The organism is Actinomadura sp. DC4, assembly GCF_030406325.1.
Lineage (GTDB): Bacteria > Actinomycetota > Actinomycetes > Streptosporangiales > Streptosporangiaceae > Actinoallomurus.
This window is the reverse complement of the sequence record NZ_JAUEQY010000019.1, coordinates 23,970-38,333: the sequence shown is the minus strand read 5'-3', so window position 1 is coordinate 38,333 and position 14,364 is coordinate 23,970. Positions and strand designations below refer to the sequence as shown.

Annotated in this window: 15 protein-coding genes; 9 read left to right on the top strand and 6 right to left on the bottom strand. The window is 72.6% G+C overall.

The features are described from left to right. Positions 1–4: 4 nt before the first annotated feature. Together QWU11_RS28295 and QWU11_RS28290 are read left to right on the top strand one after the other, a co-directional pair. Positions 5–1,282 (top strand): aspartate aminotransferase family protein, encoded by a 1,278-nt coding sequence (locus QWU11_RS28295; protein WP_290117484.1) that lies wholly within the window; start codon positions 5–7, stop codon positions 1,280–1,282. A 27-nt stretch (positions 1,283–1,309) separates the two neighbouring features. Beyond that, complete coding sequence (locus QWU11_RS28290) at positions 1,310–1,972, top strand: hypothetical protein (RefSeq protein WP_290117483.1); 663 nt, start codon at positions 1,310–1,312, stop codon at positions 1,970–1,972. Here QWU11_RS28290 and QWU11_RS28285 read toward each other — a convergent pair. Next, on the bottom strand, positions 1,969–2,625 hold the full coding sequence (locus tag QWU11_RS28285; RefSeq protein ID WP_290117482.1) for a hypothetical protein: 657 nt from the start codon (positions 2,623–2,625) through the stop codon (positions 1,969–1,971). The two genes, QWU11_RS28290 and QWU11_RS28285, sit on opposite strands and share 4 nt — an antisense overlap. 214 nt (positions 2,626–2,839) lie before the next feature. On the opposite strand from QWU11_RS28285, the gene QWU11_RS28280 reads away from it, so the two are divergent. Then, positions 2,840–3,142 carry a hypothetical protein gene (locus QWU11_RS28280; protein WP_290117481.1) on the top strand — a complete coding sequence of 101 codons (303 nt, stop codon included), beginning with the start codon at positions 2,840–2,842 and terminating at the stop codon, positions 3,140–3,142. A 40-nt stretch (positions 3,143–3,182) separates the two neighbouring features. Here the strand turns inward: QWU11_RS28280 and QWU11_RS28275 are convergent, their stop codons facing one another. Beyond that, positions 3,183–3,758: a flavin reductase family protein gene (locus tag QWU11_RS28275; RefSeq protein WP_290117480.1), complete on the bottom strand. Its 576-nt coding sequence runs from the start codon at positions 3,756–3,758 to the stop codon at positions 3,183–3,185. 373 nt (positions 3,759–4,131) lie between these two features. Here QWU11_RS28275 and QWU11_RS28270 point away from each other — a divergent pair, with 373 nt between their 5' ends. Next, on the top strand, positions 4,132–5,055 hold the full coding sequence (locus tag QWU11_RS28270; protein ID WP_290117479.1) for a hypothetical protein: 924 nt from the start codon (positions 4,132–4,134) through the stop codon (positions 5,053–5,055). On the opposite strand, the gene QWU11_RS28265 is transcribed toward QWU11_RS28270, so the two are convergent. The 4 genes from QWU11_RS28265 to QWU11_RS28250 form a co-directional block, all read right to left on the bottom strand. Then, positions 5,052–6,119: a lysylphosphatidylglycerol synthase transmembrane domain-containing protein gene (locus QWU11_RS28265; RefSeq protein ID WP_290117478.1), complete on the bottom strand. Its 1,068-nt coding sequence runs from the start codon at positions 6,117–6,119 to the stop codon at positions 5,052–5,054. The two genes, QWU11_RS28270 and QWU11_RS28265, sit on opposite strands and share 4 nt — an antisense overlap. A 98-nt stretch (positions 6,120–6,217) precedes the next feature. Continuing rightward, on the bottom strand, positions 6,218–7,603 hold the full coding sequence (locus QWU11_RS28260) for a threonine/serine exporter family protein (RefSeq protein ID WP_290117477.1): 1,386 nt from the start codon (positions 7,601–7,603) through the stop codon (positions 6,218–6,220). Positions 7,604–7,677: 74 nt separating this feature from the next. Beyond that, a complete protein-coding gene (locus tag QWU11_RS28255; protein ID WP_290117476.1) occupies positions 7,678–8,154 on the bottom strand; it encodes a ferritin-like domain-containing protein in 477 nt (158 codons plus the stop codon). Beyond that, a complete protein-coding gene (locus tag QWU11_RS28250; protein ID WP_290117475.1) occupies positions 8,151–8,624 on the bottom strand; it encodes a hypothetical protein in 474 nt (157 codons plus the stop codon). The genes QWU11_RS28255 and QWU11_RS28250 overlap by 4 nt, the downstream gene beginning before the upstream one ends. A 186-nt stretch (positions 8,625–8,810) precedes the next feature. Between QWU11_RS28250 and rimP the strand changes: the two genes are divergently transcribed. The 5 genes from rimP (at position 8,811) to QWU11_RS28225 (ending at position 14,354) form a co-directional block, all read left to right on the top strand. Then, entirely contained in the window at positions 8,811–9,344 is a 534-nt protein-coding gene (gene rimP, locus QWU11_RS28245) for a ribosome maturation factor RimP (protein ID WP_290117474.1), read from the top strand. 23 nt (positions 9,345–9,367) lie between these two features. Beyond that, positions 9,368–10,423, top strand: coding sequence for a transcription termination factor NusA (gene nusA / locus QWU11_RS28240; protein WP_290117473.1), 1,056 nt, complete (start codon positions 9,368–9,370; stop codon positions 10,421–10,423). Then, positions 10,389–10,700: a YlxR family protein gene (locus tag QWU11_RS28235; RefSeq protein ID WP_354670910.1), complete on the top strand. Its 312-nt coding sequence runs from the start codon at positions 10,389–10,391 to the stop codon at positions 10,698–10,700. Before nusA ends, QWU11_RS28235 begins: the two co-directional genes overlap by 35 nt. Positions 10,701–10,819: 119 nt before the next feature. Next, positions 10,820–13,951 (top strand): translation initiation factor IF-2, encoded by a 3,132-nt coding sequence (gene infB / locus QWU11_RS28230; protein ID WP_290117471.1) that lies wholly within the window; start codon positions 10,820–10,822, stop codon positions 13,949–13,951. A gap of 106 nt (positions 13,952–14,057) precedes the next feature. Continuing rightward, positions 14,058–14,354 carry a DUF503 domain-containing protein gene (locus QWU11_RS28225; RefSeq protein WP_290117470.1) on the top strand — a complete coding sequence of 99 codons (297 nt, stop codon included), beginning with the start codon at positions 14,058–14,060 and terminating at the stop codon, positions 14,352–14,354. Positions 14,355–14,364: the final 10 nt, after the last annotated feature.

The following is a 14,364-nucleotide window of genomic DNA, read 5'->3' as shown; positions in this document are numbered from 1 at the left end:
GCCCATGGACCCACGTGAACGCCGCCTGATCCGCTACAACGGGGAGTTCTCCCACGACGTGATCGCCCGCGCGTCCGGCTCGTGGCTGGAGACCGCCGACGGACGCCGCGTCCTCGACTTCACCTCCGGCCAGATCTGCGCCACGATCGGCCACAGCCACCCGCGCATCGTCGAGGCGGTACGCCGCTCGCTCGGCGAGGCCGTCCACCTCAACTCCGGCCTGCTGTCCGAGCCGGTCCTGGCCCTGGCCGACCGGGTCGCGGACCTCATGCCCGCCGGTCTCGACCGCTCGATGTTCCTGAGCACCGGCGGCGAGGCGAACGAGGCGGCGGTCCGGATGGCCAAGCTCGCCACCGGCGGCTTCGAGGTCGTGTCGCTGACCCGGAGCTGGCACGGCATGACCTCCGGCAGCCAGGCGCTGACCTACTCGGCGGGGCGCCGGGGCCACGGCCCGACGATGCCCGGGTCGTTCGCGCTGCCGGCCCCGTACGCCTACCGCTGCCCGGTACGGCACTGCGCCGGCACGTGCGACCACACCTGCCTGGAGGTCGGGTTCGACCTCTATGACCAGCAGACCAGCGGCTCCCGCGCCGCCGTGGTGGCCGAGCCGGTGCTGTCCTCGGGCGGCATCCTCGTGCCGCCGCCCGGCTACCTCGCCCGGCTGCTCGACCTGGCGCACGAGCGCGACATGCTGTTCGTGCTGGACGAGTCCCAGACCGGCTTCGGCCGGCTCGGCGCGATGTTCGGCATGGACGTCTTCGACGTCGTGCCGGACCTCGTCGTGCTGTCCAAGACCCTCGGCGGCGGCCTGCCGATCAGCGCGGTCGTCACGACGGAGGCGATCGAGCAGGCCGCGTTCGACGCGGGGCTCATGTACTACACCTCGCACCAGTCCGACCCGCTGCCCGCGGCGGCGGCGCTGGCCGTCCTCGACGTCGTACAGGAGGAGGACCTCGCCGCCCGTGCCGCCTCGCGCGGCGAACGCCTCGGCGGTCACCTGCGCGAGCTCGCCCGCCGGTACGAAGTGGTCGGCGACGTGCGCGGGATGGGCCTGCTCTGGGGCGTGGAGCTGGTCGAGGACCGCGCGACGAAGGCGCCCGCGAACGATCTCGGCAAGGCGCTGACCGACGTCTGCTACGCCTGCGGGCTGTCGCTGAACATCACCAAGGGCCGCGCCGGCGGAGCCGCCTGCCTGCGCATCGCCCCGCCGCTGACGGTGAGCGAGGAGGAGATCGACACCGGCGTCGAGATCATGGACGACGCGCTCGCCAAGCTCACCTGACCGGGCCGTGGCGCGTCTCGTGTAGACATGGTGCTCGTGAGCGTGAACGGGCATGAGGATCCGGCGGACGAACCTGCGTGGGCGATGCAGCTCGTGGTCCGCGTGGAGAAGAGCGCGCCGCCGGCGCACCTGGCGGTCTGCGAGGCCGCGGCGATGGCGGCGGTCACCCTGCTCGCCGACCCGCGCTCGGCGCCGGGCGGCGAGTGGCACGAGGCGGTCGCGAGCTGGGAGGACCGGCGCATCCGCAAGGTCGTACGCCGTGCGCGCGGCGTGCGCTGGCCGGCGCTGGACGCCCTGCCCGGCGTACTCGTGGACCACGGGGGAGCGCCCGCGCGGGCGTTCGTGCCCGGCCCGGTCACCGAGGTGCCGCCCGAGATCGCGCGCCTGCAGGTCGGCGGCACCGACCTGCCGCGCGAGGAGGAGCCCAAACCACCGCCCGAGCCCCCGTACGCCCTGATCGGCCTGAACCCCGGCGTCACGATGACGACGGGCAAGGCGGCGGCGCAGTGCGGGCACGCCGCCCACCTGCTGCTCCGCACCATGGGCGCGTGGCCCGGCCTCCGGGTGCGCGTGGTGGAGCCGGCAGACTGGGGACGCGCGGTCGCCGAGGCGGACACCGTCGTACGGGACGGGGGCTTCACCGAGGTGGCCCCGGGCACGATGACCGCCGTGGCGCGGCTGGTCGGCTAGGGCCCGTCCTTCGGCGGCGGGGGCCATTTCTGGCGGCCCTGGACCGGCAGGTCCCGCCGCGTCACGTCGGGGCGGCGGACCGGCAGGTCCAGCCGGGTCGCGTCGGCGGAGGGCGCCGGCACGTCGTGACGGGTGGCATCGGCGTCGGACACGCGCAGGTCCTGGCGGGTGCCGTCCGCGGGCGGCCCGTCGAGCCACCCGGGCTCAACGGGCCGCTCCGCCGATCCGGGCGCCTCTTTGGGCCGTTCCGACCGGACGGACCGGTACATCACCGTCAGCAGGGCCGCCATCACCAGAAACGTGAGCCCGTGTTCGAGCACCCGGCCGAGGTCGCCGCCGACCGCCGCCACGACCGTCAGCAGGGCCAGGTCGGCCGTCCACCCGGCGAGCGCCGCGAGCGGCCAGACGGGGTGGCGGCGTACGAGCCCGAGCACGGCCAGGGCCGTGAGCAGCAGCTCGGCGCCCTTGCCCGCGAGCAGGAGCCCGGTCACCGTGCCGGACCCGAGCCCGAGCATCGCGACGGCGTCGCGATGCAGGCGGGACCAGTCGAGGAACTCGGCGAGCTTCGCGACGCCGAAGAGGATCAGAAAAGCGCACGCCGGGACGTGGAGGCGCCTGTGCCCCGCCACCCGGTTCGTCATCGTCGCGTCCACCGCGCCCCCTAATCCTTCGTCACGCCCGATAGGACGTACGCGGGCCGCCGTGAGTTCGGGACGAGCATAGGGCGAAACCCCCGCATGTCCCGAGCATTCCCACGCGTCCCGGACGTCACTTCGCCCGCGCCCGGTGATGCTGATTGCGACCCGGGCGGCCCGGCGAAATGCTGATGTCTCATCGGGCCACGCGTTCCAGATGAGGTGATCCGACGTGTCTGATGAGAAGGCCGCGTTAACGCGGACGCGAATCGCATATCTCGAAGGCCTCGGCGAGGAGCTCCGCGACCGGGGCTTCGCCGTACGGCTGACGATTCCGCAAGGAGGACCGCCGAGCCTGCACGTGGTGAACCCACGCGCGTCGGCCCTCGCGGAGAACATCCTCGCGGAGAGCACCGACGGGACCTGGTGGTTCTGGTGGTCGTGGGCGGAGCGCATCGCTCCCGCCGACGACCTGGGCGAGGCGGCAGGCCGCGTGACCCGCGTGCTCGCCGTGACCGGGGAGTACAGCTCCTGAGCCGGTACTGGAGGTCGAGACGGCCTCCAGTACCCCTCCCTCACTCCGTGAAGCTGCCGTAGGAGCCGCGGTAGAACACGAGGGGGTCGCCGTCGTGGTGGCGGTCCAGGTGGTGGACGCGGGCCACGACGATCACATGGTCGCCGGCGACGTGCTCGGCCTCGACCGTGCACTCCAGCCACGCCAGCGCGCCGTCGATCACCGGCCCGCCGCCCGGCGACTCGGTCCAGTCCAGCCCGGCGAACTTGTCCCCGCCCTTGGCCGCGAGCCGGAGGCAGACCTCGAGCTGGGGCGCGGAGAGGATGTTGACGCAGAACCGGCCGGCCCGGCGGATCCGCGGCCAGGTGGTGCTGGTGTGCGCGACGCAGAACGACACGAGCGCCGGGTCGAGTGAGACGGATGTGAAGGAGTTGGCGGCCAGCCCGGCCGGCCGCCCGGTCTCGCCGTCGATCGCGGTGACCGCCACGACGCCCGTCGCGAAGTGGCCGAGGATGGTGCGGAACCGCCTGGCCTCGATCCCCGTGGGCGGGGAGGGTGCGTCCCGGTGTGCTCCGGGCCGCTGAGCGGTGTCATCGGATGGACCGTACGGCATGGCGGCGGCTGCGCCGTCGGTCATGGGCCGTCCTCTCCTCGAACGCTCGTCCCGTACGCCGCTCCGTGCGGAGGGACGCACTCCAGTAAAGCGCCGCTCGGCGTCCAAGATTCCATCGGAGGCCGCAATTCGGTCGAAAGGCCTAGGACCTCGCGGCGGCGGGGTGCCTGCCGAGGCGGCCGCCGGTCGTGTGGAAGAGTGAGTTCTTCCAGGTCGGGTGCCTGGGCCGGGCCGGTAGCGGCTTTTCGACCGGTCCAGACCTCCGATTTGGGCCGATCGGGTAAATTCATGGCTCAAGGTCACCTCGGCGTTTTCATCGTCGCCTGTGCTGACCAGCGGTATCAGGCAACCCCGCGCCTGGACCGTGATCCCCCAACGCAGGCTCGGAGGAGGCTGCTTGTTCTACGGCATCGTCCTCGGGCTGGTCGCCACGGTGCTCTACAACGCCGGTTTCGTGCTCGAGAAACGCGCGCTGCGCGAGCTGCCGCCGCTGAGCATGCGGCGGGTCGGCCGGCTGGTGCGTCTCCTGGCCACCAGCAAGGCGTGGCTGACCGGTTTCCTGGTCATGGGCATGGGCATGGCGTGCCAGGTCGTCGTGATGTCCCTCGTCCCGCTGAGCGTCGCGCAGCCGATCCAGCTGGGCGGCCTGGCGCTGCTGGTCGTCTTCTCCGCGGTCTTCCTCGGCGAACGGACCACACAGCGGGAGTGGGCCGGCCTGGGCGTGCTCGCGGTCTCCCTCCTGCTCGTCTGCCTGTCGATGGAGCCCACGCGGCTCGGCCTCCATGCCGGCACGGGCGTGATGTTCTCCGTCATCGGCGGCACCGTCGTCCTCGGCCTGGTGGCGTTCGTCGCGGCGATGCGCTCGGGCACGAGGGCCGGAAAGCCCGCCCTGCTGTACGGCGCCGCGTCCGGCCTGCTGTACGGCGCGGCGGGCCTGCAGACCAAGGGCGTCTCGGGCTTCCTCGCCGAGGACCCCCATCACTTCGTCGGCCGTACGCTGAGCTCGCCGTACCCGTACCTGTATCTCGTGCTGTCCGGCGCCGGGCTGCTGCTGTTCCAGACCGCCCTGCAGCGGGGCCGGGCCTCGATCGTGGTCCCGGTCTCCAGCGTGGTCGGCAGCGTCTACACGGTGCTGGCCGGAACGGCGGTGTTCGGCGAGCCGCTCCCGGAGGACCCGGTACGCCTCGTGCTCAGGTCGGCGGGCTTCGGCGCCGCGATCCTCGTGGTGGCGTTCATGCCCCACCACGACGAGCCACTGGAGCCCGCCGTGGGCACCCCGGCCCTGGTCGTGGATCGAGCGGTCGTGGACCGGGCGGTCTAGGAGAGTGTCTCGGCGGGGCGTTCGCCGGCTCTGACCGCGAGCCACGCCAGCCAGCCGGCGCCCATCACGCCCCAGAACGACACCAGCCGGTACAGCGCCACCGCCGCTCCCGCCGGGGCGGCCAGGGCGCCGAAGGCCACCAGCGACGCCGCGAGGCTTCCCTCGATCGCGCCGAGCCCGCCCGGCAGCAGGGGCACCAGGCTGCCCGCCGCCTGGGCGGCGAAATAGGCCAGCGTGATCGCGTACAGCGCCGCGTGCAGGCCGACCGCGCGGCCGGCCGCGGCCAGCGACAGGATGTCGAACACCCAGTTCAACAGCGAGGCGCCGGTGAGCATGGCCCAGTCGGCCGGCCGCAGGCGCAGGCCGGCCCGACCCTCGCAGAGCGGGCCGGTGAACGGCGCGGCGAGCCGGTGTCCCATGACCGGGTGCAGGACGCGCCGGACCAGGGCCGCCGGGCCCGACCCGCGCCGGCGGCCGGCCAGGACGAGCAGGCCGGCGAAGGCCGCGAGGAGGATCAGCGCGGCGACCGCGAAGGCCCGCGACCTCGGCTCGGCCACCAGCGCGGCCAGGGCGACCACGGTGTAGCCGCCCGTCATGATCGCTCCGCCGAGCAGCACCACCGCCGTGGCGAGCCGCGCCGGCGCGCCCGCGCGGCGGTACTGCCGGAAGTTGAAGGCGACGCTGATCGCCGGGCCGGCCGGCAGCGTCGTGGACAGGGCGTTGCCCGCGTAGGTCATCCGGATCGCGCGGGGGAGTGACATCCGTACGCCGCCGGCCCGCAGCAGCCGCCGCTGGACCCGGGCGAACATCGCCATCGACGCGAGCTGGGCGACCACCGCGCAGGCGAGCCAGCCCGGCCCCGCGTGGATGAGGACGCGCCAGACCGCGCCCAGGTCGGGCAGGTCGTCATGGAAGATCGCGACGCAGGCCGCGAGCGCACCGATCATGACGGCGCGGCCCGCCCACCGGACCCGGGCCGGGACGCCGCGCTCCCAGATGGTGACGGCGTCACCCGCGCCCAGCACGGCATCCGCGGCAGGGGCCGCCGTCGTCGCCTCTGCCACGTGTCGTCCACCTCACCTGCGTCAATACGTCGAGCGAGGAAACACGTGCCCGGCACCTCACATTCCCGGCAAGGCGCCCCTGATCAGGAGGAACACGCTCAGTAGCCGCGCGTACGCCGGGCCGCCGGGCGGGCGCCGCGGCCGGACCCTCCGACGCCGACGCGCTGGAAGGCCCGGACGAACTCCCCGCCAAGGTTGACCCCCGCGCCGAGGGCGAGCGCCACAGAGATGCCGCCGATCAGGGTCAGCACGCCCTGGGTCGGCGCTCCGCCGTTGAGCTGGATCATGCCGCGGTACAGCGCCGTGCCCGGCAGCAGCGGCGCGATGGCCGGCACGATGTAGGGCAGCGCGGGCTGGTGCCGGCGCCGCGCGAGGGCGTTGCCGAGCAGCCCGACGATCACCGCGCCGACCGCCGCGGACAGCAGCGGCGCCGCGCCCACCTCGCGGCCGAGGACGTACACCGCCCAGATCAGCGCCCCGCCCAGCGCCGCCGCCGGCAGCACGCGCCGCGGGACCGCCAGCGCGATCGCGAAGGTCATCGAGACGGCCGCCGCCGCGAGGACCGCCACCGGCCGCAAGGTCATCGGCGCGACCGGCAGGTCCTTGACGTCGATCGCCAGCCCCAGGCGCACCGCGGTGTAGACGGTCAGGCCGAGCCCGGACACGATCGCCGCCACGATGAAGAAGACCTCCAGCATCCGTGCCCCCGCGCTGACCAGGTCTCCGGTGATGCCGTCCTGGATGCTCGCCACCAGCGGCCGTCCCGGCAGCAGCGCGACGATGCCCCCGGTGACGATCGTGGCGGCGTTGGCGGGCGCGCCCGCCGCGATCACCAGGACGGCGGCCGTCGCGCCGATGCTCGCGGCCACCGCGAGCTGGAAGAACTCCGCGATGCCCCGGCGGCCCAGCAGCGCGGCGGTACGGTCGGCCAGCACGGTCGCGACGAACGCGGTCCCGGCCACGAGGGCGCCGCCGCCCATCATCACGCCCGCCGAGGCGGCGATCAGGCCGAGCGCGACGACGCCGAGCCAGGGCGGATACGGCGACCCGTACGGCGGATGGCCCCGCTTGATCCTCCTGAGCCGGTCGTGCGCCTCCTCCAGGTCCAGCAGGCCGACGGAGGCGTCCTGGATCAGCGCGTGCAGCGCGACCAGCCGCCAGTACGCCGGGTTGCGCCGCCGGATGGCCCGCGCCCCGGTGACCGGCAGGGCGCCCATGCCCGGGTGGACCGAGACGGAGATCACCGTGAAGGTCACCGCGACCTCGCAGCGCGGCAGCTCGTAGGCGACCGCCAGGCTCAGCATCGACTCGTTGACCCGCTCGGTGGCCTCACCGCTCGCCAGCAGGAGCTCCCCGACGCGCAGGACGAGGTCCAGGGCCGGGCCGGAGACGCGGTCGCCGGGCTCTTCGTCAGGCGGCTCCAGCATCGTCTCGCCCATGAGGGTCCGCCAGTGGTGCCGCACCTGCTCTCGACTCACGCCCATACGCGCGCCGATGACCTCCCTGTCGTGATCTTGTTGTGACCTCGCCAGGAAGGGTACCTATCGCTGGACCGGGCTCAGTCCTGCTCTTTCGGGTAGAGCTCCGCGCCGGTCAGGCCGGGGAAGGCGGCCGGGGGCGAGCCACGCCAGCGCACCGCGCGCACGGTCGCCTCCTGCATGGCCTGGGCGGCGTAGCGGCGCAGGGCCGGGTCGGCGGCTCCGGCCAGCCCGGCGTAGCCGGCCGTCACGCCGTCCTCCAGCCGGGCGGCGAGCTGGGCCGCCGTACGGGCCGAGGAGACCGGCGAGGGCAGACGGTAGGCGGGCGCCGCCACGACCGGCGTCGCGCCGGCCGTCTCGACGTAGGCGCGGAGGCGGTCGCGGCGCGCGCGGTGGGAGTTCCACATCTGGTCGGCGCTCTGCCGCTGCGTGCCCAGCAGGTGGGCGCCGAGCACGCCGTACCCGAAGACCGCCACGTGCTCGGCGGCGAGCGCGCCCTGGAGGGCGGCGATCGTCTCCGGCGACGCGGTCGGTGTCGCGGCCGGTGTCGTGGTCATGCGAGCTCCTGAGCGTGTCCCGCCTCGCAGGCGCCGATGGCGGCCAGCAGCTGGGAGAGCCCCGGCGACGCGCGGCGCACCTCGTCGGCGCGCGCGGTGGCCGCCTTGCGCTCCGCACTGCGGATCGCCGTGACGGACCTCGTCTCGCCCTCCGGCGCGGTGGCGGCCGGCTTCGGCGCGGGAGTGGCGGTGCCGGTGGTGCTGCCGGGCACGTAGTGGCGTTTGAGCACGGCGAGATGCTGGACGTGGTGGTCCCGCATCGTCTTCAGCCGGCCGGCCAGCCCCGGATGCGCGGCGAGGACCGCGTCGTACAGGGCGATGAGCCCGGCCTCGTTCTGGATGACCCCGTCGAGCAGGGTGACCTCGGGTCCGGCGGCGGGCGCCTCCGCCTGCCCGACACTCGTGCACCCCGTGGCCGCCGCCAGCACCGCGGCCGAGCCGCCGAGCACCGCACGCCGCGTTGGAGTCACGGACCGCGACGCGTCCAAGCGTGCCTCCGTCCATCGTCTTCCACTCAGGTGCGCAAGCATTCCACAAGGCGCGCCGGTCGGCTGCCGATGCGGCACCCGGCGCCCGCAGCTGTGGATAGGCTTATGTGCGGAGTGGACGCATCGGGCGGCCACCCGCATCGGCCGTGCGGCAACGAAGGAGGTCCCATGAGCGTTCATGCCGATTCCGGGCGTGCTCAGGGGGGCCGGGGGCCGGGCCACCAGACGCGGGCCGCGCTGCTGCGGCTGCTCGAGCCGGTGATCGTCGAGACCGGTCTCGATCTTGAGGACGTGCTGGTGACGCCCGCGGGCAAGCGGCGGCAGGTGCGTGTGATCGTCGACGGCGACGACGGTGTGAGCCTGGACGACGTCGCGACCGTGAGCCAGGCGGTCTCCGCCGCGCTCGACGGTAGCGACGCGATGGGCTCGGGGCCGTACGTCCTCGAGGTGACCTCGCCGGGCGTCGACCGTCCCCTCACCCAGCCACGGCACTGGCGGCGCGCGAGCGGCCGCCTGGTGCGCGCGACGCTCTCCGGAGGCGAAGAGATCACCGGCCGCGTCAAGACGGCCGACGACGAGGCCGTCGTGCTCGACACCGACGGCCGGGAGCGGCGGCTCGGCCATGACGAGCTCACCCGCGGGCTGGTCCAGGTGGAGTTCAACCGCCGGGGTGCCGACGATTCCGTCGGCGACGAGGACTAGGGGGAAGCCTCGTGGACATTGATATGACGGCTTTGCGCAGTCTCGAGAGTGAAAAGGACATCTCTCTCGAGCTCGTGGTCAAGGCGATCGAAGAAGCACTGCTGATCGCCTACCACCGCACCGAGGGCGCCGCGGTCAAGGCGCGCGTCGAGCTCGACCGCAAGTCCGGCCACGTCACGGTCTGGGCGACCGAGACCCCTGCCGAGGACGCCGAGACCGGCGCGGGCGAGGGTGAGGAGGGGGTCGCGCCCCCGCCGGAGCCGCGCGAGTACGACGACACACCCACCAACTTCAGCCGGATCGCGGCGACCACCGCGAAACAGGTGATCCTGCAGCATCTGCGCAACGCCGAGGACGAGCTGACCTTCGGGGAGTACGCCGGGCGCGAGGGCGACATCGTGGCGGGCGTCATCCAGCAGGGCAAGGACCCGCGCAACGTCCTGGTCGACCTCGGCAAGATCGAGGGTGTGATCCCGCCCGAGGAGCAGGTCCCGGGGGAGAACTACGAGCACGGCGAGCGCATCCGCTCCTACGTCGTCCAGGTCAAGAAGGGGCACCGCGGGCCGCTGGTCAAGCTGTCCCGTACCCATCCCAACCTGGTCAAGAAGCTCTTCGCACTGGAGGTCCCCGAGATCGCCGACGGTACCGTCGAGATCTCCGCGATCGCCCGCGAGGCCGGTCACCGCTCCAAGATCGCCGTACGCTCCCGCAAGCCCGGGGTGAACGCCAAGGGCGCCTGCATCGGGCCGATGGGCGGCCGGGTCCGCAACGTCATGCACGAGCTGCACGGCGAAAAGATCGACATTGTCGACTGGTCGGACGAAGCCGCTGAATTCGTGGGCAACGCCCTGTCTCCGGCACGGGTTAACCACGTCGAGGTCATCGACGCGGAGGCACGGGTCGCACGGGTCATCGTGCCTGATTACCAGCTGTCTCTGGCCATCGGCAAAGAGGGGCAGAACGCCCGTCTCGCGGCCCGGCTGACGGGGTGGCGGATCGACATCCGCCCGGACACCGAAAACGGATCTTCAGCCGAAGGCGAGCATGCTGCAGGTCCCGCGGACGCGCCGACGCGGTAGACTCATGCATTGTGGTCGTGCGGTCCCACGGCGTACTTGCGTGGGCTGTCGGATACTCGCGGCCAAGTCCGACCTGCTGCGCCTGGTCGTGATCGAGGACTCCATAGTCCCCGATCCGCGCGGGCGGCTGCCGGGACGGGGCGCCTCCCTGCACCCCGATCTGGCATGTCTCGAGTTGGCTGAGCGTCGTCGGGCGTTTCCGCGGGCGTTTCGCCGGGCGGGACCGCTCGAGGTTCACATGCTCCGCCAGTGGCTCGAGTCACAGCAGGACGGATAGTAAGCGACGTCTAGTCGGAAGCAGGTCGAGATTGCTATGAGCGCTCGATGAGCACGCAGCAATGATTACCGCAAGGTAGCGACGGTCCGTGGACGTCCCCGGACCGAGTAGGGAGTGCAGTGGCAAAGGTCCGGGTATACGAGCTCGCCAAGGAGTTCGGAGTCGAGAGCAAGGCCGTCATGGCCAAGCTCAACGAAATGGGCGAGTTCGTTCGGTCGGCGTCCTCAACAATCGAGGCGCCGGTCGTACGCAGACTTAAGGAAGCATTCGGAGGGCCCTCGGCCAAGTCGGCCGACGGGAAGAAGTCGTCGGTGCCCAAGCCGGGCCCGAGGAAGCCGGCCCCGCGGCCGGCCGCACCCAAACCCGAATTCCAGGCCGAGCCGAAGCCGGAGATCAAGCCGGAGGCTCGACCGGAGATCAAGGCGGAGGCGCCCCCCGCGCCGCCGCGCCCCGACGTTCCGCCGGTGCCCGAGGCGCCCAAGCCCGCCCCACAGCCGGCTCCGCGCCAGCAGGCGCCGCGTCCGGCCGCGCCGCGCCCGGCGCCCGGCCCGGCAAGTCCGTCAGGCCCGTCCGGCCCCGCGGAGACGGGGCCCAAGCCGGGTCCCCGTCCGAGTCCGGCCGCTCGCCCGAGTGCGGGACAGGGTCCGGGACAGCAGGGTCCGGGACAGCAGGGTCCGGGACAGCAGGGTCCGGGACAGCAGGGCCCCAAGCCGGGTCCGCGTTCCGGTGGCCCCGGCGGCGGTCCGCGTCCCGCGGCGCCCGGGCAGCGTCCCGGTGGCCGTCCGCGTCCGGGGAACAACCCGTTCTCCTCGACCAACACCGGCATGGGCTCGGCCAAGCCGGGTCCGCGTCCCAGCGGCCCCGCGGGTCCTGGGCAGCGCGGTGGCGACCGTCCGGCGGGCCCGCGCGGCGACCGGCCCAGCCCGCCCCGCGGTGACCGCGGTGCAGGCGCTCCGCCGCGTCCGGCCTCAGGCCGTCCCGGCGCTCCCGGCGCCGGCGGTCCTCGTCCGAGCCCCGGTGGCATGCCGCCGCGGCCGGGAGGCCCGCGCCCGAGCCCGATGAACATGCCGTCGCGTCCGCAGCGCGACTCCGGCGGCCCCGGCGGTGGCGGCGGCGGTGGCCGTGGTCGTCCCGGTGGCGGCGGTGGCGGCGGAGGCCGTCCCGGCGGTGGCGGTGGCGGCGGCGGTCGTCCCGGTGGCGGCGGCCGTCCCGGTGGCGGCGGCGGCTTCGGCGGTCGTCCGGCCGGCGCAGGTGGTGGCGGCGGCCGTCCCGGTGGTGGCTTCGGTGGCCCGCGTTCGGGCGGCGGAGGCCGTGGCCGTGGTGGCACGCAGGGTGCGTTCGGCCGTCCCGGCGGGCGTCCCACGCGTGGCCGCAAGTCCAAGAAGCAGCGGCGTCAAGAGTTCGACAACATGCAGGCGCCCTCGATCGGCGGCGTGCGCGTTCCCCGTGGCAACGGGCAGGCGATCCGCCTGCCGCAGGGTGCCTCCCTCACCGACTTCGCCGAGAAGATCGGCGCCAACCCGGCGTCACTCGTCGAGGTGATGCTGCACCTCGGTGAGATGGTGACCGCGACACAGTCGGTCAACGAGGAGACCCTGCAGCTCCTCGGTGCGGAGCTGGACTACAGCGTCCAGGTCGTCAGCCCCGAGGACGAGGACCGTGAGCTGCTCGAGTCGTTCGACATCGAGTTCGGTGAGGACGAGGGCGGCGAGGACCACCTCGTGTCGCGTCCGCCGGTCGTGACCGTCATGGGTCACGTCGACCACGGTAAGACCAAGCTGCTCGACGCGATCCGCAACGCCAACGTGGTGGCCGGCGAGGCCGGCGGCATCACCCAGCACATCGGCGCCTACCAGGTCGCGACCGAGGTCGACGGCCAGGAACGCAAGATCACCTTCATCGACACCCCGGGTCACGAGGCGTTCACCGCCATGCGTGCCCGTGGCGCCGAGACGACCGACCTGGTCGTGCTGGTGGTCGCCGCCGACGACGGGGTGAAGCCGCAGACCACTGAGGCGATCGACCACGCCAACGCGGCCGGAGTGCCGATCGTCGTGGCCGTCAACAAGGTGGACAAGGAGGGCGCAGACCCCCAGCGGGTGCGCGCCCAGCTCACCGAGTACGGCCTCGTCGCGGAGGAGTTCGGTGGCCAGACGCAGTTCGTCGACATCTCGGCGAAGCAGCGGATGGGCATCGAGGACCTGCTCGAAGCGGTGGTCCTGACCGCCGACGCCGAGCTGGACCTCCGGGCCAACCCCGACCAGGACGCCCAGGGCGTCGCGATCGAGGCACACCTCGACAAGGGCCGTGGTTCCGTGGCGACCGTGCTCGTGCAGCGCGGCACGCTCAAGGTCGGCGACTCGATCGTCTGTGGCGAGGCCTTCGGCCGCGTCCGGGCGATGCTCGACGAGAACTTCGAGCCCGTCGAGGAGGCTCCGCCGTCGCGTCCGGTCCAGGTTCTGGGCCTTTCCGCGACCCCCGGCGCCGGCGACAACTTCATCGTCGTCGACGACGACCGGATGGCCCGGCAGATCGCCGACCGCCGTCAGGCGCGCAAGCGCAACGCCGAGCTGCTTCGCAGCCGTGGGCGCCGCACCCTCGAGGAGCTCTTCAAGGACCTCGAGAAGGGCGAGCTCCAGGAGCTGCTGCTCGTCGTCAAGGGCGACGTGTCCGGTTCGGTGGAGGCCCTCGAGGACGCACTGCTCAAGATCGACGTCGGCGACGAGGTCGGTCTGCGGGTGATCCGCCGCGGCGTCGGCGCCATCACCCAGGACGACGTGAACCTCGCGCTCACGTCCGAGGGCACCGTCATCATCGGGTTCAACGTGCGACCGGAGCGCAAGGCGCAGGAACTGGCCGACCGCGAAGGCGTCGACATCCGCTACTACTCGGTCATCTACCAGGCGATCGAAGAGGTCGAAGCCGCCCTCAAGGGCATGCTCAAGCCCGAGTTCGAAGAGGTGCAGCTCGGCACGGCGGAGATCCGCGAGGTCTTCAAGGTCCCGCGCATCGGCAACGTCGCGGGCTCGATGGTCCAGTCCGGCACGATCAACCGCAACAGCAAGGCGCGGCTGGTCAGGGACGGTGTGGTCATCTCCGACAACCTCACGGTCTCCTCGCTCCGCCGGTTCAAGGACGACGCGACCGAGGTCCGCGAGGGCTTCGAGTGCGGTATCGGCGTCGGCTACGGCGACATCAAGATCGGTGACATCATCGAGACCTTCGAGATGCGGGAGAAGCCGCGCGTCTGAGCGTGGTCTTCCCACCGGTCCCGATGACGGCGATCAGGTGGCGTGCGGCTCTGTCGCACGCCACCTCGTCGGTCGTACCCAGGAATCTCATCGCGGGGGCTGACGGTTGTTCGTAGGAGCGCTGACCTTGGACATTTTGCTCGGCGACGTACGCTCGCTGAAGCAGAAGCGTGCCGTGGTCCGTCCGATCGTCGCCGAAGTACGGCGGCGGTTCCCGGCGGCGGCGGTGGCCGAGACCGGCGGTCTCGACCTGCACCGGCGGGCCGAGATCGGAGTCGCGGTCGTCTCCTCCGACGCGGGCAACTGCGTCGAGGTGCTGGAGTCGTGTGAACGGCTGATCGCCGGGCGACCGGAGATCGAGCTGCTCTCCGCCCGGCAACGGCTCTTCAGCGAAGAGTCGTAGCCCGGCCGCT

What these genes read in the sequence shown, in the direction of transcription:
- QWU11_RS28295 (WP_290117484.1), top strand. Translation starts at nt 5, where the DNA reads ATGGACCCACGTGAACGCCGCCTGATCCGCTACAACGGGGAGTTCTCC.
- QWU11_RS28290 (WP_290117483.1), top strand. Translation starts at nt 1,310, where the DNA reads ATGGTGCTCGTGAGCGTGAACGGGCATGAGGATCCGGCGGACGAACCT.
- QWU11_RS28275 (WP_290117480.1), bottom strand. Translation starts at nt 3,758, where the DNA reads ATGACCGACGGCGCAGCCGCCGCCATGCCGTACGGTCCATCCGATGAC.
- QWU11_RS28260 (WP_290117477.1), bottom strand. Translation starts at nt 7,603, where the DNA reads ATGGGCGTGAGTCGAGAGCAGGTGCGGCACCACTGGCGGACCCTCATG.
- QWU11_RS28255 (WP_290117476.1), bottom strand. Translation starts at nt 8,154, where the DNA reads ATGACCACGACACCGGCCGCGACACCGACCGCGTCGCCGGAGACGATC.
- rimP (WP_290117474.1), top strand. Translation starts at nt 8,811, where the DNA reads ATGAGCGTTCATGCCGATTCCGGGCGTGCTCAGGGGGGCCGGGGGCCG.
- nusA (WP_290117473.1), top strand. Translation starts at nt 9,368, where the DNA reads ATGACGGCTTTGCGCAGTCTCGAGAGTGAAAAGGACATCTCTCTCGAG.
- QWU11_RS28235 (WP_354670910.1), top strand. Translation starts at nt 10,389, where the DNA reads ATGCTGCAGGTCCCGCGGACGCGCCGACGCGGTAGACTCATGCATTGT.